Annotated in this window: 1 protein-coding gene; it reads right to left on the reverse strand. The window is 71.5% G+C overall.

The features are described 5' to 3' along the window. Positions 1-7: 7 nt before the first annotated feature. Positions 8-25,477 (reverse strand): non-ribosomal peptide synthetase, encoded by a 25,470-nt coding sequence (locus tag NX1_RS01545; RefSeq protein ID WP_068052424.1) that lies wholly within the window; start codon positions 25,475-25,477, stop codon positions 8-10. Position 25,478 lies beyond the last annotated feature (1 nt).

Genomic DNA, 25,478 nt, shown 5'->3' on the forward strand with positions numbered 1-25,478 from the left:
GTCTGGTTCATGCGCGGTCGGTGTCGGCCCAGCGCGCGGCCAGCACGTGGCCGATGCGGGCGAGGGCGGATTCGGAGGTCATCCGCCAGTGGGTGGCCGCGACGGCGTGGTTGTGCACCGTGCCGTCCACGGCCTCGGACCAGCTCGCGGCGCCGGTGGCGCCGGTCGGGTCGTCCAGTGCGGCGGTGAAATACACGAGGTCGCCCTTGTAGCGGCGGGGCCGGTAACGAAGGAGCAGTTCGAGGGAGCGGGCTCCCGCGTCCAGCAGCCGCCCGAGCCGTTCGGCGCCGAAGGAGGCGAACGGCTCCGGCAGTTCGGCGATGCGCGCGGCGAGTTCGGCGAGTCCGAGTTCGGTGTCCGCGTCGGCGGCTTGTTCGCCGAGCAGCCCGCCGAGCAGATCGGCCAGCGGCACGGTGGTCTCGGCCGCCGCGACCGTGCGGGGGCTGTCCATCATGGCCAGCGTCGCGACGTGCTGCCCCTGGTCCTGTAGCTGGACCGCGACGGCGTGCGCGAGAACGCCGCCGAGCGACCAGCCGAGCAGGTGATAAGGCCCCTCGGGCTGCACGGCGCGGATCTCGCTGACGTAGCGCCGCGCCCAGTCGTCGATCGAATCCGGTAGCGGCTCCGTCGAATTGAGTACCGGAGATTGCAGGCCGTAGAGTGCGCGCTCCGGGTCGATGTGCGCGGCGAGACCGGCGAACGACCACGCGACGCCACCGACCGGATGCAGGCAGAACAGCGGCTCCTTGCCGCCGCCCGGCCGCAGCGGGAGCAGCACGTCGAAGGCCGCCGCGGCGTCCACCCGCCCGCGGCCCGACCTGGTCAGCTCGAGTTGGGCGACCAACCCGGCCGGCGTCGGCGCGGAGAACAACCAGACGACCGGGACCGGTTCGCCGAGTTCCGCGCTCAGCCGGGTGGCCAGGCGGGTGGCGAGCAGCGAATTGCCGCCGAGCTCGAAGAAGTTGTCGTCCATACCGACCCGCCGCAGCTCCAACACCTCGATGAAGACCGAACACACCGCACGGTCCAGATCCGTTGCCGGAGCTCGGTACTCACCCACGGACAGTGCGGGTCGCGGCAGCGAGACGCGATCCACCTTGCCGTTGGCGTTGAGCGGCAGCGCCGCCAGCCGAACCAGCGCGGCGGGCACCATGTAGCTCGGCAACGCCTCGCCGAGCGCCGTGCGCAGCGCATCGGCGTCGATCGGCGTCGACGCGGTGAAATAGCCCACCAGCATGGCGTTGTCGTCATCCGTGCGGTACTCGATGACAACGGCGTCCACGACACCGGGCTCGGCGCGCAGCGCGTGCTCGATCTCGGCCAGTTCGATGCGATAGCCACGCACCTTCACTTGGAAGTCGCGCCGCTCCACGTAGTGGAGGTTGCCGTCGGAGCCCCAGCGGACCATGTCACCGGTGCGATAGAGCCTGCTGCCCGGCGCGCCGAACGGATTCGCCACGAAGCGTTCCGCGCTCAGCTCGGGCCTGCCGTGGTACCCGCGGGCCAGCTGCGCGCCACCCAGATACAGCTCGCCGGTGACGCCGGCGGGCACCGGGTGCATCCGGTCGTCGAGGACGTAGACCTGGGTGCCCGCCTCCGGCGTACCGATCGGCACGGTGCCGATCGACACGCTCGCCGCACCATCGATCGTGCGGTATCGAGTCACCGATACGGCCGCCTCCGTCGGCCCGTACAGATTGTCGACGCGAGCGTCGGTGATGGCACCGATCCGCGAGACGGTGGCGGCGGGCAACGCCTCACCGATCACCAGCATCCTGCGCAGCGAACGTGGAAGCCTGCGCCCGCCGGACACCTCCGTCAGCATGGCCAGCAGCGAGGGCACCAGCGTCATCGTGGTGACCGACGCCCGCCGGACCAGGTCGAGCACGCTCTCGGGGTCTCGCTGCGCGTCGGCCGGTGCGAGCACGACGCGTGCGCCGGTGCGCAGCGCCCACCAGTATTCCCACACCGAGAGGTCGAACGCGGCCGAGGTCATGAGCAGCGTGGCATCGTCGGCGTCGAGCCCGTACTCCGACTGCATCCAGTCCAGCTGGTGCGCGACCGCCCGATGCGGGACGGCGACGCCCTTGGGCGCGCCGGTCGAGCCCGACGTGAAGATGACGTACGCGGTGTTGTCCGGCGACAGCGCCCGCACCCGTTCGGCGTCCCGCACCGGCGCGGCGTCACCGCTCGCCGGGACCGTCGCGATGTCGAACACCGCGTGATCGGACACCTCGGCGGGCAGCATCGGCCTGCGTTCCGAGGTGAGCACCAGCTCGGGGTTCGCCGCCGCCAGTACGCCGGCGGTGCGGTCGAGCGGGTGCGCCGGATCGAGCGGCACGTAGGCGCCGCCCGCCGTGACCACCGCGTACATCGCGACGAGCAGGTCGATGCTGCGTGGAATGGCCAGTGCCACCAGCGATTCCGGCCCGACGCCGCGTCCGATGAGCACCCTGGCCAACCGGTTCACCCGCGCGGCGAATTCGGCGTAGGTCACGGTGTGCGCGTCGTCGACGACGGCGATCGCGTCCGGCGTGCGCGCCGCCTGCCGTTGGAAGGCGCTGATCAGGATGTCCGGCGCGAACGCACGGTCGGCGGCGTTCCATGCGACGAGCATGCGTTCGGTCTCGGCGCCGTCCAGCAGCGGCAGGTCGCCGACGGGCGCCTCGGGTGCGGCGCACACGGCCGCGAGCAGCCGTTGCAGTCGTCCCGCGAACCCCGCGACGGTGGCCTCGTCGAACAGCGCCGTGGCGTAGGTGATCGTCGCAGCGAGACCAGCGGGCGCGCCGTGCGCGTCGTAGCGGTCGGTGACCACCAGATGCAGGTCGAACTGGGAGACCTCGGAATCGAAGTCGACCGCGGTGGCGGTCAGGCCGTCCAGGGTGAAATCCGCCTCGGCCTGGTTGTGGAACGAGAAGCCGACCTGGAACAGCGGATGCCGCGCGGTGGAGCGCTCGGGATTGAGCACCTCGACCAACCGCTCGAAGGGGACGTCGGCGTTCGCGAACGCCGCGAGGTCGGCGGCCCGCACCCGGTCGAGCAACGCGGTGAACTCCGCACCCGCGTCCACCCGGGTGCGCAGCACCAGGGTGTTGACGAACATGCCGACCACGTCGTCCAGTTCGGCCACGCCGCGCCCGGCCACGGGCGTGCCGACGGTGATGTCGCCGGTGCCGGACAGTCGCGCGAGCAGCGCCGCGAAGGCGGCGTGCACCACCATGAACAGCGTCGCCCCGCCGGCACGGCCCAATTCGACGAGCGCCGCGTGGGATTCGGCGTCGATGGTGAAGTCGACGTGCCTGCCCCTGGTCGACACGACCGCGGGGCGCGGCCGGTCGGTGGGCAGCGGCAGCTGGGCGGGAATCTCGTGGAGCGTTTCCGACCAGAACCGGAGTTGGCGCGCCACCAGGGATTCCGGATCGTCCTCGGAGCCGAGCAGTTCGCGCTGCCACAGGCTGTAATCGGCGTACTGCACCGGCAGCGGCGCCCACACGGGCGCGCCCCCGTGCTTGCGCGCGGCGTAGGCGAGCATCACGTCCCTGGCCAAAGGCGCCAGCGAGGAGCCGTCGGCGGCGATGTGGTGCACCACCACCACGAGCACGTGTTCCGTCGCCGCCGAGACGCTGTCCTCCGAGATGGGGCGGAAGAGCCTGGCTCGCAGCGGAACCGCGTCGGTCACGTCGAACCCGGCGCCGACGAAGTCCGCGACGGCGACGGGCAGGTCGTCCATCGGGACATCGATGGGAGTGAGCACCGGCGTGCCCGCCGCGTCGACCGGCAGCACCACCTGCACCGGCCCGGCCGTCCGCTGGGGATAGACGGTGCGCAGCACCTCGTGCCTGGCCACCACGTCGGCGACGGCGGCATTGAGCGCGCCGACATCGAGCATTCCGCTCAGCCGCACCGCGAGCGGGATGTTGTAGGCGGTGGATTGGCGGTCGAGGCGGTTCAGGAACCACATCCGCTGCTGTGCCAGGGACAGCGGCACCGGCTCGTCGCCCGTGCGGGCGGTGAGCGCGGGCCTGGCCTCCGATGGGTCCGCGCCGCCCAGCTCGGCCGCCAGCGCGGCCACGGTCGAGTGCTCGAACACGGTGCGAACGCCGACGGTGACGCCGAACGCGGCGCCGAGCCGGGCGGCGAGCTGCGTCGCGGTGAGCGAGTTTCCGCCGAGGACGAAGAAATCGTCGTCCAGGCCGATGCGGCCGTCGTCCTCGAGACCGAGGACCCCGGCGACGGTCTCGGCCACCGTCCGCTCCGCGGTCGTACGCGGTGCGCGGAACGCGGCGGCCCGGAATTCGGGTTCCGGCAGGGCCTTTCGATCGAGCTTTCCGACCGGCGTCAGCGGCAGCTCGTCGAGCGGCATGACGGCGGCGGGCACCATGTAGGCGGCAAGCGAACGACCCGCGAAGGCGGTCAGTTCCGCCGGGTCGACGGTGTGACCCGGCGCGGCGACCACGTAGGACACCAACGTGACGGCGCCGTTGGCATCGGTATGGCCCACGGTAGAGGCGTATTCGACGGATTCGTGCGCGGCGAGCACGGCGTCGATTTCGCCGAGTTCGATGCGCAGACCACGCACCTTCACCTGGTGGTCGGTGCGGCCGAGGTGCTGGAGCGCGCCGGAGGCGGTCCAGCGCACCAGGTCACCGGTGCGGTAGATCCTTCCACCCGCCGGACCGTAGGGGTCCGCCACGAACCGGCCTGCCGAAAGGCCTGGCCGCGCATGGTATCCGCGGGCGAGGCCGGGACCGCGCAGGTACAGTTCGCCCGCGACGCCGACTGGTACCGGGCGCAACCGGTCGTCGAGCACCAGCGCGGACATGCCGTGAATCGGCGTGCCCATGTCGAACGATTCGCCGGGGAGCATCCGCGCGCTGATGGTGGTGATGATCGTGGTCTCGGTCGGGCCGTAGGTGTTGTACATCTCGCGTCCGACGCTCCAGCGCCGCACGAGGTCGGGACCGTACGACTCGCCGCCGACGGTGAGCCGCTCCAGCTCAGGCAGTTGCGCCGGATCGAGGGTTCGCAGGACCGCAGGCGTGATGAACGCGTGGGTCACCCGCTCGTCACGGATGAACGCGGTCAGCTCGGCCCCGCCGTAGACGCTAGCGGGCGCCACGACCAAGGTCGCGCCCGCCGCGAGCGCCAACAGCAGCTCGAGCATCGAGGCGTCGAAGCTCGGGGAGGACACGTGCAGAACCCGCGATTCCGCCGTCACGGAGTACCGATCCCGTTGCGCCTGGGCCACTCCCGCGATGCCCGCGTGTGTGGCGAGCACGCCCTTCGGCACGCCGGTCGAGCCGGAGGTGTAGATCATCCACGCCGCGTGATCGGTGCGCACCGGGCGCACCAGCTCGTCCGGGCCGATCGGGGCCGCGCTGGTGTGCCGCAGCCGCGCCGCCGTGGCGGGCGCGTCGAGCACCAGCCATTCGACGGCGCCGGGCAGCGCGGTGTTCCCGTCGCCGACCGTGAGGCCGATGACCGCGCCGGAGTCGGTGAGCATGTGGGCGATCCGGTCGGCCGGGTACGTCGGGTCGACCGGGACGAAGGCCGCACCGGTCTTGGCCACCGACCACACCGCGAGCAGCGAGTCCGCCGAGCGCGGAATGGCGATCGCGACGATGTCCTCCGCGCCGATGCCGTTCCCGGCGAGCATCCTGGCCAGGCGGGAGGACTGCTCGTCCAGCATGCGGTAGGTCAGCACGCGATCACCGCAGCGCACGGCGACGCCGTCCGGGTTCATGGCGACGGCCGCCGCCATCGTCTCCGCCAAAGTGCGCGGCGGTACGGCCGCGCCGCCGCGGCGGGCGAGCAGCTCGGCGCGCTCGGCGGGCGCGAGCAAATCCACCGCGCCGATCGGACGTTCGGGCTCGGCGGTCGACGCGCCGAGAACGCGACCGAAGCGGCGCAGCAGCCCGGCAACGGTGTCGTGGTCGAACAGATCGGTCGCGTAGTTCAGCTCCACGGCGAGGTGCCCTTCGGCATCCGGGTCCGCGGCCACGGTGAACTGGAGGTCGAAACGCGCAACGGGCTCGTCGAATTCGACGGCCGAGAGTTCCAGCCCGGGCACCGCGAAGGCGTCGTCACCGGTGTTCAGGTAGCTCAGGGCGACCGTGAACAGCGGATGCCTCGCCTGGGTGGTGGCCGCGCCGAGCTCGTCGACGACTCGCTCGAACGGAACGGTGGCGTGCGCGAAGGCCGCCAGGTCGGTGGCCCGCGTATCGGCGAGCAGGTCGGTGAACGACTGCTCGGCGCGCGGCCGGGTGCGCAGCACCAGCGTGTTCACGAACATGCCGACCAGATCGTCCAGCGCCGCCGCGCCGCGACCGGCGACGGGCGTGCCGATCGCGATGTCGTCGGAACCGGAGAGCCCGGCCAGCAGCACCGCCAGCGCGGCGTGCACCACCATGAACGGCGTCGCGTTGTGTTCGCGGGCGAGGTCGCGCACCCGCGCGCCGACGCCACCGCCGATCCTGGCGCGCACATTTCCGCCGCGCTTGCTCGCGACCGGCGGGCGCGGACGGTCGGTGGGCAGCGCCAGGTCTTCCGGCAGGTCACGCAGCGTCTCGCGCCAGAACGAAAGCTCTTCTGCGGCGGCGCTTTCCACTGCGGCTGCCTGCCACAGCGCGTAGTCCGCGTACTGGGCGGCCAACTCGGGCCACACCGGCGGTGCGCCGAGCACGCGGGACAGATAGGCGGAGAGCAGATCTCGCAACAGCGGCCGCATCGAGTATCCGTCGGCGGTGATGTGGTGCAGCACCGCGACCAGCACACGGCTGGTCGGGCTTTCGCGCAGCAGCACCGCGCGCACGGGTACCTCGATCGTGACATCGAATCCCGCGGTGATGAATTCGGCGATCCGGTCGCCGATCCGCGCCGTATCGACCGGTTCGGCGGCCAGCCAGACGGGCGCGGCGGTCGCGGGCAGGATCACCTGGTGCGCCGCGCCGTCGGCGCCGGCCGGGTAGACCGTGCGCAATACCTCGTGCCGCGCCACCACGTCGGCGAACGCGGCCGCGAGCGTCACTTCGTCCAGTTCCCCGCGAATCCGCAGCGCAACCGGGATGTTGTGCGCGGCCGACGACGGATCGAGACGGTTGAGGAACCACATGCCGCGCTGTACGGGCGCGAGCGGCACCGACTCCGGACGCGGGCCCGCGATCAGCGGTACGACGGAATCACCTGCGGCCGAATCGATCCCGGCCGCCAAGGCGCGGACCGTCGGCGCTTCGAACAGCAGGCGCACCGGCACTCGCCTGCCCAGCCGTTCGCCGAGCCGGGCCAGCACCCTGGTGGCGCTGAGCGAGTTGCCGCCGAGGTCGAAGAAGCTGTCGTCCACACCCACCGGCCCGCAGTCGAGCACGGCCTCGTAGGCCGCGGCGACCAGGCGCTCGGCCGGGGTGGCCGGAGCCGTGTAGGCCACGCGGTCGAAGACCGGCTCCGGCAGCGCCGTGCGATCGAGCTTGCCCGAGGCGTTGAGCGGGAACGCGTCGAGCACCACGAAGGCCGAGGGCACCATGTAGGACGGCAGCGCCTCTCGTGCCGCGGCGCGCAGCGCGTCTTGGAGTTCACGCGAATCGCTTTCCGATGTGGGCACCACATAGCCGACCAGGTGGTCACCGACCACCAGCGCCGCGGCCTGGGACACGCCCGCGACCGCGGCCAGCACCGCTTCGATCTCCCCGAGCTCGATGCGCTGGCCGCGGAACTTCACCTGGAAATCAGTGCGCCCAAGGTAAACCAGCTCGGCGTTGTCGCCGCCGATCTCCCACCGCACCAGATCGCCGGTGCGGTACATGCGTTCGCCGGGAGTGCCGAACGGGTTGGCCACGAACCGATCCGAGGTCAGGTCGGGTCGGCCGTGGTAGCAGCGCGCGAGCTGGGTGCCCGCCAGGTACAGCTCCCCCGCGACGCCGGGCAGCGTCGGCCGCAATCGCGAATCCAGCACGTAAACCTTGCTGTTCCACTCCGGGTTGCCGATCGGCATCACGGTGCGCTCGGTCTCTCCCGTCACGTCGCGGTAGGTGATGCTCACCGCCGCTTCGGTGGGGCCGTACAGGTTGTGCAGCCGGGCGGCGCTCACCGCGCCGAACGCGCGGACGGTCTCGGCCGGCAGCGCCTCGCCGATCACGAAGACGGTGCGCAGCGCGTCGAGCGCGGCCCGCTGGCCGGAGTCGTGCACATGTCCCGCGAAGACGCTGAGCATCGAGGGCACGAAGTCGGTGACGGTGACGCCGTACAGGCCCATCACCTCGGTGAGGTAGCCGGGGTCGCGGTGTCCGTCCGGGCTCGCGAGAACCAGCGTCGCGCCGACGCGCAGCGGCAGGAAGTAGCCCCACAGCGAGACGTCGAAGGTGGTCGCGGTCTTCTGCAGGTACACATCGTCGGCGCGCAGCCGGTATTCCGACTGCATCCAGGTCATCTGATTGACGATCGCCGAATGAGACACGCTGACGCCCTTGGGCTTTCCGGTCGATCCCGAGGTGAAGACGACGTACGCCGGGTTTGCGGGGTGGATGGGCGCTCCGCGTTCTTCGGTCGCGATCGGATCGTCGGCGTAGCCGTCCAGGGCGACGGTGTCGACGCACACCGTGCGTCCGGTGTAGCCGACCTCGGCGCGGTCGCGCTCCGTGGTGAGCAGGGCGGCCGGGCGCGCGGTGTCGAGGATGTGAGCGATGCGCTGAGCGGGATGATCCGGATCGATCGGCACGTAGGCGCCGCCCGCCTTGAGCACCGCGTACATGGCTAGTACGAGGTCGGTGGAGCGTCGAATGGCGAGGGCCACCATCGATTCCGGTCCGACGCCCGCCTCGATCAGGTGGCGGGCCAACCGGTTGGCGCGCTGATCGAGTTCGCCGTAGGTGAGCACCGTGGCGGGCGCGCCGTCGTCGGAGACGTACACCAGCGCCGGATCGTTGGGGGTGGCCGCGGCCTGCGCCTCGAACTCGTCGAGCAGCATCTCCGCCACGAACGCGGTGTGCGCGGAGTCGTTCCACTCGGTGACCACCCGGTGCAATTCGCCCGCGCCGAACAGGTCGATGTCGCCGACCGGCAGGTTCGGGTCCGCGATCGCGGCGGTCAGCAGCCGCTGGAAGCGCTCGCCCATGGTGCGGATGGTCGCCGCGTCGAACAGGTCGGTGGCGTAGGTGAAACGCACCGCGTCGTCGGAGACGGTCAGTTGCAGGTCGAAACGTGTTGTCTCGTAGTCGAACTCGTATTCGGCCACGGCGACGCCGGGCAGCCGCACCGCGACGGGGGCCAGGTTCTGGAAGAACAACGCGACCTGGAACAGCGGGTGCCGCGCCTGCGAGCGCGGCGGGTCGAGCACCTCGACCAGCCGCTCGAACGGCACCTCGGCGTTGGCGAACGCGTCGAGGTCGCCCTCCCGCACCCGCCGCAGCACGGCGGTGAAGGAGTCCGCGCCCGGCACCTCGGTGCGCAGCACCAGCGTGTTGACGAACATGCCGACCAGGTCGTCGAGCCTGCGTTCACCGCGGCCGGCGATCGGTGCGCCGATGGCGATGTCGGCGGCGCCGGAGAGCCTGGCCAGCAACACCGCCAGCGCGGCGTGCACCACCATGAACGGCGTCGCGTCGTGCCGCGCGGCCAGCGCGACGATGCCGGAGCGCAGCGCCGGGTCGAGCAGCAGAGTGACGCTCGCCGCGGCATGCGAGGCGACGGCCGGGCGCGGCCGGTCGGCGGGCAGGTCGAGTTGTGCGGGCAGACCGCGCAGCGCCTGACGCCAATACGCCAGCTGCCGGGCGGCGATGGCGTCCGGATCGTCCTCCGCGCCGAGCAGTTCGCGCTGCCACAGCGCGTAGTCGGCGTATTGCGCGGGCAGCGGCGCCCAGTCCGGCGCGGCACCCGCGACGCGCGCGGCGTACGCGGCGGCGAGATCGCGGGCCAGCGGTCCCATCGAGAAACCGTCGGCGGCGATGTGGTGCACGACGAGGGCGAGCAGGTGGTCGCGCTCCGCGATTCTGGCCAGCCCGACGCGCAGCGGCACCTCGGCGGTCACGTCGAACGGGGTGGCGACGAACTCGGCGAGCCCGGCGGCCAGGTCGGTCGCGTCCAGCTCGGTGATCACGGGCACGGCGGCGTCCAGAATCAGCTGGTGGCCGGTGCCGTCGTGGTCCGGGTAGACGGTGCGCAGTGTTTCGTGCCGGTCGACGACGTCGGCGATTGCGGCGGTCAGCGCCGTAATGTCCAGCTCGCCCGCGAAGCGGATGGCGACCGGGATGTTGTTGACGGTCTCCTCGGGATCGAAGCGGTTCAGGAACCACATGCGCTGCTGGGCGGGCGAGAGCGGAATCGGATCCGGTCGCGGGCCGACGGAGAGGGCGGGACGGCGAGCCGCACTCGACTGTTCCACACGCTCGGCGAGGGCCGCGACGGTCGGCGCGTCGAACAGCATCCGCACCGGGATATCGGCGCCGAGTTCCGCGCCGAGCCGCGCGGCCACCTGCGTGGCGATCAGCGAATTGCCGCCGAGCGCGAAGAAGTCGTCGGCGGCGCCGACCCGCTCGACGCCGAGCAACTCACCGAACAGGGCCGCGACGGTACGCTCCGCGTCGGTCTCCGGCGCGCGGAAGACCGCCGCCGCCACGACGGGCGCGGGCAGCGCCGCGCGGTCCAGCTTGCCGGAGGAGTTGAGCGGGAACTCGTCGAGCACAACGAAGGCCGACGGCACCATATAGCCGGGCAGTTCGGCGGCCAGCCCCGCGCGCACAGCATCGATGTCGATCGGGCCGTCCGCGGCGGTCAGGTAGGCCACCAGCTGATCGCCGTGGCCGCTGTCGCGCACGACGACGACGGCCTGGTCGACCGCGTCCGAGCCGGTGAGCGCGGCCTCGATCTCGCCGAGCTCGATCCGCAGGCCGCGCAGCTTCACCTGGAAGTCGGTGCGGCCCAAGTACTCCAGTTCACCGCTCGCCGGCCCACCCGTCGCCCGGCCACCGCTCCCCATCGAATCGCTGCGCGATGCAGGAAGCCATCTGACCAGATCGCCGGTGCGATACATGCGTTCGCCGGGAGCGCCGAACGGGTCGGCCACGAACCGATCCGAGGTCAGTTCCGGTCGCGCCACATAGCCGAGCGCCAGCTGCCCGCCCGCCAGATACAGCTCACCCGGCACGCCGACCGGCACCGGCCGCAGCCGGGCGTCGAGCACGAGCAGCCGGGTATTGAACACCGGCCTGCCGATCGGCACCGAGTCGGTGTCCGCGTCGGTCACCTCGTGATAGGTCACGTCCACCGCGGCCTCGGTCGGGCCGTAGAGGTTGTGCACCCGCGCGCCGAGAACGCGCCGCGCCCGCTGCGCGACGGGCGCAGGCAGGGCCTCGCCGGACGCGAACACCCGGCGCAGCGCGGCGCAGTCGCGGGCCAGCGGCTCGTTGAGGAACACCGCGAGCAGCGACGGCACGAAATGCACCGTGGTGATGCGTTCGGCCGCGATCAGCCGGGCCAGGTAGGCCGGGTCGCGGTGCCCGTCGTGCCGTGCCACGACGAGACGCGCGCCGATCTGCAAGGGCCAGAAAAACTCCCACACCGACACGTCGAAGGTGGCCGGCGTCTTCTGGAGCACCGCGTCGTCGGCGCGCAGCCCGTAGCGGTCCTGCATCCACACCAGCCGGTTGACGATCGCGGCGTGCGAGACGGCGACGCCCTTGGGGCGACCGGTCGAGCCGGAGGTGAAGATGACGTACGCGGGATGACCGGGAACGAGCGCGCCCAGCCGGTCGGCGTCGGTCAGCGATCCGTCGGCGAAGCCGGACAGATCGAGGCGATCGATCCGAACCTGCGGCGCCGCGGTGACTTCCAGGTCCATCCCCGAGGTCAGCACGCACACCGGGCGCGCCGTGGCCAGGACGTATTCGGTGCGATCGACCGGATGATCGGGGTCGAGCGGGACGTACGCGCCGCCCGCCGCCGCGACCGCGTACATCGCCGTGACCAGGTCGAGCGAACGCCGCATGCCCAGCGCCACGAAGGAACCCGGTCCGACCCCCTGGGTCACCAACCAGCGTGCCAAGCGGTGCACGCGGGCGGCGAACTCGCCGTAGCTGAGCGACGGGTCGGCCGTCGCCGAGCTCGATGGCGGGTGGTCGCCGGGCGACGGGTAGGCGAGCAGCGCATCGGGATACGGGCTCGTCCTCGCGAAAGCGACCGCGATCGCCTCGGGTGTGCGCGCGACCTGCGCTTCGAACAGCGAGACCAGGGTGTGCGCGCTCGTGGCGACCGGATGCGCGGTGTCGTTCCACCGCTCGAGCACGAGCGTGCGTTCGTCGGGGTCGAGCAATTCGATATCGCCGACCGGGATCGCCGGGTCGGCCACCACCGTCTCCAGGATCCGGGTGAATCGCGCCGCGAAGGACTGCACCGTGGCGCGGTCGAACAGGTCGGTCGCGTAGCGCAGCAGCGCGCGCAGCGCCGTGTCCGTGCCCTGCCGATGTTCGACCAGTTCCAGCGCCAGGTCGAACTGGGCGACGCGGTTGTCCAGCGGGTAGGCCGACACCTCGAGCCCGGGCAGCTCGAGCACCGTGTCCTCGCGGTGCTCGAGGGTGAGCAGGGTCTGCACGATCGGCGAATGCGACTGGGAGCGAACCGGGTTCAGCTCGTCGACGAGACGCTCGAACGGCAGGTCGGCGTGCCCGAAGGCGCGCACGTCGGCCTCGCGAACCGCGCGGAGCAGGTCGGCGAAGGTCGCGCCCGCACGCACCGGGGTGCGCAGCACGAGGGTGTTGACGAACATGCCGACCAGGTCGTCCAGCGCCTGTTCGGCGCGCCCGGCGACGGGGGTGCCGATCGCCACGTCCTCGGTACCGGCGAGGCGGCCGAGCAAGGTCGCGTAGGCGGCGTGCAGCACCATGAACGAGGAAACGCCGTGCCGTCGTGCCAGTTCCGCGATGGCGGCGGTCAGTTCGGCGGAGACAGCGAACTCGACGGCCGCGCCGCGCCCGGTGGCGACCGGCGGACGCGGGCGATCGGCGGGCAGCTCCAGCACCGGCGCGAGCCCGGCCAGTTCGGCGCTCCAGTGCGCGATCTGCCTGGCCAGGACGGATTCCGGGTCCGATGCCGCGCCGAGCGATTCGCGCTGCCAGAGCGTGAAGTCGGCGTACTGCACCGGCAGCGGACGCCACCGCGGCGGTTGCCCCGCGTGGCGGGCGGTGTAAGCGATCATCAGGTCGCGGGCCAGCGGCGCGGTGGACACGCCGTCGGCGGCGATGTGGTGCACCACCACCACGAGCACGTTGTCTTCGGCGGCGGTACGGAACAGCTTGGCGCGCATCGGGATCTGGTCTCGCAGATCGAACGGGACGGCCGCGAACGCCGCGACGGACTCCGGCAATTCGTCTTCGCTCACCAGCGTCGGGTCCAAGTCCAGCGGAGGCACTTCCGCCGTGGAGCGCACCGACTGGAACGGGCCATCGTCGTCGGACGGGAACACGGTGCGCAGCGACTCGTGCCGGGCGACCACGTCGTTCAGCGCGGCGGCCAGCGCGGCGGTGTCCAGCGCGCCGATCAGCCGGATGGTGATCGGGATGTGGTAGACCGCCGATTCCGGATCGAGGCGATGCAGCAGCCACATCCGAGTCTGCGCCAGCGACAGCGGAATCCGCTGCGGGCGCGGACCGGCGACCAGCGTCGGCATGGCGACGGTGTCGCCCTGATCGGCCGAAATGCGCACGCGCACCGCCAGTTCGGCCACGGTCGGCGCTTCGAAGACCTCACGCACCGTGAGCGCGCTGCCCAGCGCCGTGTTGGCGCGAGCCACCAGACGCATGGCGAGCAGCGAATTCCCGCCGCGCGCGAAGAAGTCGTCGTCCGCTCCGATCGGCTCCGATGTGCCGAGCAGGTCGGTGATCAGTGCCGCGAGCACCGATTCCGCGCCCTCCCTCGGGGCGCGGAAGGACGCTGCGCGGCCGCTGAATTCGACCTTCGGCAGTGCCGCGCGATCCAGCTTCCCGACCGTGGTGAGCGGCATCTCGTCCAGTACGACCAGCTGCGCGGGCACCATGTAGCCGGGCAGCCGATCGCGCACCGCGTCCAGGACCGCTTCGGCGTCGATGTCCCCGCTGACGTAGCCGATCAGGCATTCGTAGCCGGTGCTGTCCTCGGCCACCACGACGGCCGCGTTGGCCACGCCGGGCACTCCGGTCAGCGCCGACTCGATCTCGCCGAGCTCGATCCGCTGGCCGCGCAGCTTGATCTGGAAATCGTTGCGGCCCAGGTAGATCAGATCGCCCGCACGGTTCCAACGGACCAGGTCGCCGGTGCGGTACATGACCGCGCCCGGCACGCCGAACGGGTCGGCGACGAACCGCTCCGCGGTCAGCCCGGAGCGGCCCTGGTAGCCGCGGGCCAGCTGATCGCCCGCTAGATAGAGCTCGCCGGGGACACCGACCGGCACGGGGCGCAGCCGCGCGTCGAGCACGTAGACGCGGGTGTTCCAGCAGGGTCGCCCGATCGCCACGTCGCGGCCGGAAGCCACGTCGGCATCGGTGAATTCGTGATACACCGCCGAGATCGCCGCCTCGGTCGGGCCATAGGCGTTGTGCACGGCGCCGTCGAAGCTGCCGCGGATCGCGGCGAGCAGGTCGGGCGTCAGCGCCTCGCCGCCGCAGTGCAGGTGCCGGAACGAGCGCAGCGCGTCGCCCATGCCCTCGCCGATCAGCGCGGCGAGCACCGATGGCACGTACTCGGCGATGGTTATCCCGTGTTCGCGCAGCAGCCCGGCGAAGTAGGCGAGGTCGAGGTGTCCGCCGGGCCGGGCGATCACCAGGGGGGCGCCGACCGCGATGGGCAGGAAGCACTCCCACACCGAGACGTCGAAGGTCAGCGGAGCGCGTTGCAGGATGCGGTCGGCCGCGGTGACCTCGTAGCGGTGCTCCAGCCAGCGCAGCTGGTTCATGATGGCGCGGTGGGTGACCGCGACGCCCTTGGGCCGCCCGGTCGAACCCGACGTGAACAGCACGTACGCGAGGTTGTCCTGGCGCAACGCGGCGCGGCGCTCGGTATCGGCGACCGGCTCGGCGGAGTAGCCGGAGAGGTCCAGCTCGGCGGGACGAAGCACGGGCACGTACGGCAGCGGCGGCAGTTCGGCGCCACCGACGACCAAAATCAATGCGGGATCGGCGCTTTCGACGACCTGAGCGATCCGGTCCGCCGGATGCGCCGGGTCGAGCGGAAGGTACGCGCCACCGGCGCGCACGATCGCGAACATCGCCACGAGCATGTCCGGCGAACGCAGCGCTGCCAGCCCGACGATGGTGTCCGGACCGACGCCATGGGCGATCAAAAGCCGCGCCAGCCGGTTCACCCGGTCGGCCAGCGCACCATACGTCAGCGTCGCGTAGCGACTCGATGAGGGGTGGTGGCCGGGCGACGGGTGGGCCAGCGACTCGTCCTCGAAGGTCACCGCGCGACCGTCCGGGTCGGCGGCGGCGCGGGCGGTGAGCAAGTCGTCGAGCGTCTCGGCGGGCAGCGGACGCGCGGTCGCGTTCCGGTCGGCCAGTAGCATGCCGCGCTCGGCGACCGACATCAGCTCGACGTCGCCGACCGCGGTCCTGGCGTCCCGGACCATGGCGCGCAGCACCCGCTCGAACCCGGCGAGGAAATCGGTGACGGTGTGTTCGTCGAACAGGTCGAGCGCGTAGTGCACGTGCACGTCGATGCCATCGGGCTCGTCGTCCGCGTCGTAGCGGTCGGTCAGCGTCCAGTCCAGGTCGAGCTGGATCGGTGCCGGCCCGATATCGAGCGCGCCGATGGCGAGGCGCTGGAGCCGGAAGTCCGGCTTCGTCTGGTTCTGGAGCGTCAACGCCACCTGATAGAGCGGCGAATATGCCTGCGAACGACCGGGATTCAGGGTGTCGACGAGCTGCTCGAACGGCACCGCGGCGTGCTCGAACGCGGCCAGATCGGCGGCCCTGACCTCGGCGAGCAGGTCGGCGAGGGTGGCGTCGGCGCGTACCTCGGTGCGCAGCACGAGTGTGTTGACGAACATGCCGACGAGCTCGTCCAGCGCCTCGTCGCCGCGCCCGGCCACCGGTGCGCCGACGACGATGTCGGCGGTGGCGGCGAGCCTGCTCAGCAGCGCGGCCAGTGCGGCGTGCAGCACCATGAACAGAGTGACCCGGTGTCCCGCAGCGAGTTCTTGGATCGCGCCGTGCAGCGCGGAATCGAGCCGTCCTATGACCGCGCCGCCGCGGTTCGAGGCGACCGCGGGGCGCGGACGGTCCGAAGGCAGCGTGAGCACCTCGGGCACGCCGGCCAGGCGGTGCGTCCAGTAGCGCAACTGCCCGGCCAGTACCGAATCCGGATCGTCCGCGCTTCCCAGCGCCTCGCGCTGCCAGAGCGCGAAATCGGCGTACTGGATGGGCAGCGGACGCCACGCAGGCGCGGACCCGGCGCAACGCGCGACATAGGCGGCGGCAAGGTCGCGGGTCAGCGGCGCGAAGGACCAGCCGTCGGCCGCGATGTGATGCACCACGAACAGCAGGACGTGCACCGGCTGCGCGCCGCCGTCTTCCACGCGCAGCAATCGAACCCGCAGCGGCACTTCGGAAGTCACGTCGAAGCCGGTTCCGGCCGCCGCGGCGATCAGCGCGGGCAGCTCGGCGGCGCGCACCGCGCGCGGGGCCACGTCGACCAGCCGGGTGCCGGGAGGCAGCACCACCTGGGTCGCCGCGCCATCGTGTTCCGGGTAGACGGTGCGCAGCGTCTCGTGCCGGTCGATCACGTCGGCGACGGACGCGGCGAGAGCGGCGACGTTCAGTGCGCCCGTCAGCCGCAGCGCGAACGGGATGTTGTACCCGCCGCTCGCGCTGTCGAATCGGTTCAGGAACCACATGCGCTGCTGGGCGATCGAGAGCGGGATGGTCTCGCCGCGCTCCGCCGCGCGCAACGGCGGCAGCGTCACGGGCGCGGCCGGGCCGTCGAACCGCAGGCCCCTGGCCAGCTCGCGCACGGTGGGCGCGTCGAACACGGCGCGCACGGGCACCTGCGTTCCGGTGGCCTTCGACAGACGCGCGGCGAGTTGCGTCGCGACGAGCGAGTTGCCGCCGAGCGCGAAGAAGTCGTCGTCCGCGCCGATCCGCTCCGCGCCGAGCAGCGCGCGGAAGGTTTCGACGACAAGGGTTTCCGCGGCGCCTTCGGCCGCGCGGAATGTCACGGTACGGCGCGCGGGGGCGGGCAGGGCGCGCCGATCCAGCTTGCCGGAAGCGTTCACCGGGAAGGCGTCCAACACAACGAATTCGGCGGGCACCATGTACGCCGGTAGCCGGCGGGCGGCCTCGGCGCGGATCAGGTCGAGGTCGAGCGCGGCCTCCGACACCAGATAGGCCACCAGCTGATCGCCGGTGCCGTAATCGTCGCGGACCAGAACAGCGGCCTGCGCCACGCCGGGCGCCGCCAGCAACGCCGTCTCGATCTCGCCGAGTTCGATGCGCAGGCCGCGCACCTTCACCTGGAAATCGGTGCGGCCGAGGAACCGCACCTCCCCCTCCGGCGTCCACCGCACCAGGTCGCCCGTGCGGTACATCCGTGCGCCCGGCTCGCCGAAGGGGTCGGCCACGAACCGGTCGCCGGTCAGGTCGGTTCGGCTCAGATAGCCGCGAGCCAGTTGCGCGCCGGCCAGATACAGCTCGCCCGGCACGCCGACCGGGACCGGACGCAGCCGCGCGTCGAGGACGTACATCTTGGTGTTCCATCCGGGTCCGCCCATCGGCAGCGGGCCGGTGTCCGCGTCGGTCACCTCGTGCGCCGACACCTCGACCGCCGTCTCGGTGGGCCCGTACATGTTGTGCACCCGGGCGGAGGTGAGCGCGCGCGTCCGCTGCGCGGTGGCGGCGGGCAGCGCCTCGCCGGAGCAGAACACGTGCCGCAAGGTGGGCACGCCTGGCTCCTCGGCGACGAACGCGGCCAGCATGGACGGCACGAAATGCGCCGCGGTGACGCCCTCGCGGCGGATCAGCTCGGCCAGGTAGACCGGGTCGCGGTGACCGTCGGGGCGGGCGAGCACCAGCCGAGCGCCGACCTGCAACGGCCAGAAGAACTCCGGCACCGACACGTCGAAGGCGACAGGAGTCTTCTGCAACAGCACGTCGTCGGCGTCCAGCGCGACGTAAGCCGACTGCATCCAGCGCAACCGGTTGACGATCGCCCCGTGGCCGACCGCGACGCCCTTGGGCCTGCCCGTCGAGCCGGAGGTGAAGATGACGTACGCGGTGTTGGCGGCGCGCAGTGTGCCGCGGCGTTCGGCGTCGGCGATCGGCGCGTCGGAGTATCTGGACAGGTCGAGCCGGTCGATGTTGATCTGCGCCGCGGATAGGTCCAAGTCCGCGCCGGAGGTCAGCACCGCGACCGGAATCGCCGTGGCGAGGATGTGTTCCGTGCGTTCGGCCGGGTGGTCGGGGTCCAGCGGCACGTAGCCGCCGCCCGCAGTCGTGATCGCGTACATGCCGACAACCAGATCGATGGAGCGCCGCATGCCCAGCGCCACCAGCGAATCCGGGCCGACACCCTGTGCGATCAGCCAGCGCGCGAGCCGGTTGACCCGCGCTGCGAGTTCGCCGTAGGTGAGCGTCGACCCTTCGAAGGTGAGGGCAGGACGATCCGGCGTGCGCGCCGCCTGCGCCGCGAAAAGCGACGCGAGCGTGTCGGATTCGTCGACGGCGTGCGCGGTGTCGTTGAATCGGTCCAGCACCAGCGTGCGCTCGTCGGCGTCGAGCAGGTCGATCTCGCCGACGCGCGCCGCCGGATCGGCGGCCACCGCGCCGAGCATCCGCCGCAGCCTGGTGACGAACGCGTCGACCGTCGCGGCGTCGAACAGCTCGGTGGCGTAGCGCAGGCTGCCGGAGAGCCCCGCGGGTAGTTCGTTGAGCACCAGATGCAGGTCGAATTTCGCGCCGTCGTCGGGGATGTCGATCGGCTCGACGGTCAGCCGGGGGACCTCGACGGCCTGCGGCGTCCGCTCGGCCGCGCCGAAGCTCAGCAGCACCTGGAACAACGGGTGCGCGCCGGTGCCGCGATCGACGTCCATGGCGTCGACCAGCTGCTCGAACGGCAGCTCCGCGTTGCCGAACGCGGCCACATCGGCGTCGCGCACCTCGGCGAGGAAGTCTTCGAACGGCGTATCCCAGCCGACCCGGGTGCGCAGCGCGAGCGTGTTGACGAACATGCCGATCATGGCGTCCAGATCGCGTTCGCCGCGCCCGCCGATCGGCGTGCCGACGACGATGTCGTCCGAGCCGCCCAAACGCGCGAGCGTCGCGGCGAAGGCGGCGTGCAGCACCATGAACAGCGTCGCGCCGGAGCGGCCGGCCAGCGCCCGCAGCCCGGCCGCGACGTCCGCGTCGATCGCGAAATCGACGGCCGCGCCGCGCGACGTCGGCCGCGCGGGACGCGGTCGGTCGGTCGGCAGCGGCAGCTCGGCGGGCAGGCCGTCGAGGGCGTCGCGCCAGAATCGCAGTTGCTGGTGCGCCAGATCGCCCGGCCGGTCCGCCGCGCCGAGCAGCTCCCGCTGCCACAGGCTGTAATCGGCGTACTGGACGGGCAATTCGGCCCAGTCCGGCTGCTGTCCGATCAGCCTGGCCCGGTAGGCGCGGATCAGGTCGGTGACGAGCGGCGTCATCGAGAGCGCGTCGGCGGCGATGTGGTGAACGACGAACACCAGCGCGTATTCGTCCGCGGGCACGCCGCGTTCGTCGTCGACCCGGCCGACGGAGAGCAGGGCGACGCGCGCGGGCAGCTCGGCGGTGACGTCGAACCCGCCGCGCGCGATCGCCGCGATGGTCTCGGCGAGCTCGGCGCCAGCGACCTCGACGGTGTTCAGACTCAGGCCGATGTCGTCCGCGTCCAGGATCGACTGGTAAGGGCCGTCCTCGCTCTCCGGATAGATGGTCCGCAGCGATTCGTGCCTGGCGAGCACGTCGAGCACGGCCCGCTCCAACGCGCGCACGTCGAGCCTGCCGGTCAGGCGAAGCACCACGGGCAGGTTGTAGACGCCGGGCGCGTCGTCCTGACTTTCCAGGCGATTCAGGAACCACAACCGCTGCTGCGCAGGCGAGAGCGGAATCCGCTCCGGCCGGTCCCGGCGAGTCAAGGGCAGCCGCGTCCGGCCCGCGTTCGCCAGCTCGGCCACCGCGGCGGCGAAGCCCTCGACGGTGGACGCTTCGAACAGGGTGCGCACCGGGATGCGCGCGCCGATCCGCTCGCCGGTGCGGGCGGTGACCTGCGTGGCGTCCAGCGAGCTGCCGCCGAGCGCGAAGAAGTCGTCGTCCAGTCCGGCCCGCTCGACCAGGAGCACTTCGGCGAAGACGGTGGCGACCAGCCGCTGCGCAGCGTCGACCGGAGCGCGAAAACTCTTGGCCTGCAATACCGGAACCGGCAACGCCGCGCGGTCCAGCTTGCCGCTTGTGTTGCGCGGGAATTCGGTCACCTGCACCAGCGCGGTCGGCACCATGTACGCGGGCAGCGTCCGGCCCAAACCGGCCTTCAGCGCGTCCAGATCCAGTTCGGCGCCGGAGCCAGGCGCCGCTATGACGTAGCCAGCGAGGTAGTCACCGGTCTCGGCGGTGATCAGGCGCACGGCCGCCTGGCCGACCTCGGGCGCGGCGAGCAGCGCGTTCTCGATCTCGGCGAGTTCGATGCGCTGACCGCGGAACTTGACCTGGAAATCGACCCGGCCCAGGTAGACCAGTTCGCCGTCCTGGCTCCACCGCACCAGATCACCGGTGCGGTACATGCGCGCGCCCGGCGCGCCGAACGGGTTGGCCACGAAGCGATCCGACGTCAGGTCGACCCGGCCGTGGTAGCCGCGGGCCAGCTGGTCACCGGCCAGATACAGCTCGCCCGGTACGCCGATCGGCGCCGGACGCAACCGCGAATCCAGTACGTAGACCTGCGAGTTCCACTCCGGCTCGCCGATCGGCACGTGCGGGGCGTCGTCGACGGTGACCTCGCGGTAGGTGATGGACACCGCCGCCTCGGTCGGGCCGTACAGGTTGTGCATGCCCGCGGCGGAGACCGCGTGGAAGGCCGCGACGGTCTCCGGCGGCAGCGCCTCGCCGATGACGAAGACATCGCGCAGCGAGACCAGCTCGTCGGCCGCGGCGTGCGCGGCGAAGACGGCCAGCATGGAGGGTACGAAGTCGGTGAGTGTGACGCCGTGGCGGGCAATGGTTTCCGCGATGTAACGCGGATCGCGGTGGCCGTCCGGTGCGGCGAGCACCAGTGTCGCGCCCGCGCGCAGCGGCAGGAAGTAGCCCCACAGCGAGACGTCGAAGGTGGTCGCCGTCTTCTGGAGATACACATCGCCCGTGCGCGGACGGTATTCGTCGTGCATCCAGGCCAGCTGGTTGGCGATGGCCCGGTGGCTGATCGATACGCCCTTGGGCCGCCCGGTGGAACCGGAAGTGAAGATGACGTAGGCCGGGTGCTCGGGGTGCAGCGGCGCGGTCCGCTGGCCGTCGGCGATCTTGGCCGCCGAGTAGTCGGTGAGATCCAACTCGTCGAGATGGTGCACGCGCACGGACGGCGGCACCGTGCCGGGCGGCGTGAATCCGGCGGCGCGGGTGGTGAGGATGGTGTGCGGCGCGGCCGTGTCGATGATGTGACCGATGCGTTCCGCGGGGTGCGCCGGGTCCACCGGCACGTACGCACCGCCCGCGCGCAGCACGGCGTACATCGCGACGACCAGTTCCACCGAACGCGGCATGGCGAGCACCACAAGCGATTCCGGCCCGACACCGGTGGCGATCAGCATCCTCGCGAGCCTGTTCGCACGGTCGGAGAGCTCGGTGTAAGTGAGCGTCGCGCCGTCGTCGGCGACCAGCGCGACCGCGCCGGGGGTGCGCCGGACCTGGTTGTCGAAGCCCTCGTGCAGGAAGCGGTCGGCGACCCGGTGGCCGCTGGCGTTCCAGCTCGCGGTCACGTAGTCGAACTCGCCCGCGTCGAGCAGTTCGATATCGCCGACCGGCGCGTCCGGCGCGGCGACGGCGGCGCGCAGCAGGCGAACGAACTTCGCGGTGAACTCGCGGACCGTCGCGGCGTCGAACAGATCTGTGGCGTAGGTGAATTCGGCGCGGTAGCCGCCCGTCGTCGCGGAGGGTTCGGAAAGCGTCAGCTGAATATCGAACTTGGCGAACCCGGATTCGAAATCGACCAGCTCCGTGTCGAGTTCGGGCATGGCGAGCGCGACGGGTGCCATGTTCTGCATGAACAGCGCGACCTGGAACAGCGGATGCCTGCCCTGCGAGCGCGGCGGGTTCACCGCCTCGACCAACTGCTCGAACGGAATGTCGCCGTTGGCGAAGGCGCGCAGGTCGCGTTCCCGCGCGTGCCCGACGAGCTGGGCGAAGCTCGCGCCTGGCGCGACCTCGGTGCGCAGCACGAGGGTGTTGACGAACATGCCGACCAGGTCGTCCAGCGCGACCTCGCCGCGGCCGGCGACGGGGGTACCGACGGCGATGTCCGTGGCGCCGGAGAGCCGGGCCAGCAGCGCGGCCAGCGCGGCGTGCAGCACCATGAACGGAGTGGCGCCGCAGCGCTCGGCGACTCGCTCGACGGCGGCGCGCAGATCGGCGTCCACCGCGAATTCGTGGGTGGCGCCGCGGTAGGACGCCACGGCGGGGCGCGGGCGATCCGAGGGCAGATCCAATTGCGCTGGGAGATCGGCCAATTCGGATCGCCAGAAGCTCAGCTGACGCGCGGCCGCCGAATCCGGATCTCGCTCGTCGCCGAGCACGGCGCGCTGCCACAGCGCGTAGTCGGCGTACTGCACCGTGAGCGGCTGCCAGTCCGGCGCCGTGCCCGCGCGGCGCGCGGTATACGCGGTGACCAAGTCCCGCATCAGCGGCCCCATCGAGACGCCGTCGGCCGCGATGTGGTGCACCACGAGCACCAGGGTGTGGTCCCGCGAGCCGCTGCGCAGCAGGCGCACCCGCACCGGGATCTCCTCGGCGACGTCGAAGCCCTGGCTCGCGACAGCGCGCACCGCCTCGGCGAGCCGCTCCCCCGGAATCTCGGAAGGCGTCAGGTCGAAGACGGCGTGCATGCGCCGCACCACCTGCACCGGCCCTGCCTCGGTCTGTGGGTAGACAGTGCGCAGGATCTCGTGACGCGCGACGAGATCGGTGATCGCCGCCGACAGCGCGCGCACGTCCAGCGCGCCGCGCAGGCGCAGTGCCACCGGAATGTTGTCGACCGCGGCGTTCGCGCCGAGCCGGTTGAGGAACCACATGCGCCGCTGCGCGGGCGAGAGCGGAAGCTGCGCGGGTCGCGGGCCCGCCACCAGTGCCGGGCGCGGCGTCCCCGCGCCGGAGAGCGCGGCCACCGCCGCCACCGTCGGCCGGTCGAAGAAATCCCTGACGTCGATCGCGATTCCGAGCGCAGCGGCGACCCTGGCGATCGCGCGCGCCGCGAGCAGCGAGTTGCCGCCCAGCGCGAAGAAGTCGTCGTCCGCGCCGACCCGCGGCGCGTCGAGCAGGTCGGCGAAGATCCCGGCGACGCGGCGCTCGGCCTCGGTCTCTGGTTCCCGGTATTCGACCGCGGCGGAGCGGAAGTCGGGTTCTGGCAGCGCCCGCCGATCCAGCTTGCCGTTCGCGTTGACCGGCATCTCGTCGAGCACCTGCACCAGCGAGGGCACCATGTATTCCGGCAGGTGCGCCCGCGCGGTTGCCAGCACGGCCGCGGTGTCGAGGACGCCGCAACCGGCCGCGACCACATAGCCGATCAGGTGATCGCCGCCCGCGTGCCGGTGCAGCGTCACCGCGGCTTGCGCCACCTGCTCGTCGCGCAGCAAGCCCGCCTCGACCTCGCCCAGTTCGATGCGCAGCCCGCGCAACTTCACCTGGAAATCAATGCGGCCCAGGTATTCCAGTTCGGCGGGACCGCCGTCGACGCCGGATACCCAGCGGACCAGATCGCCGGTTCGGTACATCCGCTCACCCGGCGCGCCCTCGGGGTTCGCCACGAACCGATCCGCGGTGAGTCCTGGACGGGCCACGTAGCCGCGGGCCAGCTGCACGCCGGACAAGTACAGCTCGCCGACCACGCCCACCGGAACCGGGCGCAGGTTGTCGTCGAGCACCAGCAGTTCCGTGTCGTCGGCCGCCGCGCCGATCGGCACGGTCGTGGTGTCGGCGGCGGTCACCTCGTGCGCGGTCACGTCGACCGCCGCCTCGGTCGGCCCGTAGAGGTTGTGTAGAGTCGCGCCGCTGACGTCGCGGAAGGCGGCCGCGGTGGCCGCGGGCAGCGCCTCGCCGGAGGCGAACACCAGACGCAGTGTGTCCACGGCGGTCTCGATCTCCGGCTCGGCGACGAATACCGCGAGCATGGCGGGCACGAAATGCGCCACGGTGACGCCGTATTCGGCGATCGTCCGGGCCAGATACGCCGGATCGCGGTGGCCTTCCGGCTCGGCGATCACCAGCCGCGCGCCGATCTGCAAGGGCCAGAAGAACTCCCATACCGACACGTCGAAGGTGAACGGCGTCTTCTGCAACACAACGTCGGCCTCGGACAGCCGGTACAGCCGCTGCCGCCAGCGCAGGTTGGCCAGAATCGAGCGATGCGAGACAGCGACGCCTTTCGGGCGACCGGTCGAGCCCGACGTGAAGATGACGTAGGCGGTGTTGTCCGCCGCGGGCAGCGGCAGCAACTCCGCGCCGAGCGGTTGCCCCTGCGCGCCGGCGAACTGTCCGGCGCTGCGGAGGGTGGCCTCGAATTCGTCGACGCGCAGCACCCGGCTGTCGGCGATCGACTCCGGCTGGTCGGCGGTGGTGGTCAGCACCAGCGTCGGGGCCGCGGTCTGAAGCACATAGGCGATGCGCTCGGCGGGATGCTCCGGGTCGATCGGCACGTACCCGCCACCCGCTTTCAGGATCGCGTACATGCCGACGAGCAATTCGAACGAGCGCCGTACGGCCAGCCCGACCAGCGCGTCCGGGCCGACGCCCAGCTCACGCAGCCGCCTGGCCAGCGCGGTGGCGCGCGCGTCGAACTCCGCGTAGGTGAGCGTGGCGTCGCCGAATTGCAGCGCCACCGCGTCGGGTGTGCGCCGCACCTGCTCCTCGAACTCGCTGACCAGCGTCTCGACCGGGGTGAACGCGGTCGGCAGCACGTCGGCGGCGATCAGTAGCGCGTCGTCGAGCAAGCGGTCGAGCACCTCGCCGAGCGCGCCGTCACCGGCTTCGAGCAACTCGGGAAGCCGGCCCGAGATCACCACGGAGACGAGCGCGTCCGGGCTCAGTCCGCCGCCCATGGCCGCGCCGAGCGCCGCGACCTCGGTGGCCAGCGCCGCGTAGCCGACCGCGGTGTCGCCGTGCCGCAGCGCGATGCGCTCGGGAGCCAGCTCGGCCACGATGTCGATGAGGCCGGGTAGGTCCTCCACACCGTAGGCGCGGCGCAGCATCGCGTGCCGGGGTGGGTAGGTGCGGTTGCCGAGCCCGCTGGATGCGACCGATTCTGCGTGAGACATC

The organism is Nocardia xishanensis NBRC 101358, assembly GCF_001613365.1.
Taxonomy (GTDB): domain Bacteria; phylum Actinomycetota; class Actinomycetes; order Mycobacteriales; family Mycobacteriaceae; genus Nocardia; species Nocardia xishanensis.

Excerpts from the sequence above, each read along its gene's own strand:
- NX1_RS01545 (WP_068052424.1), bottom strand. The coding sequence starts at position 25,477 with ATGTCTCACGCAGAATCGGTCGCATCCAGCGGGCTCGGCAACCGCACC.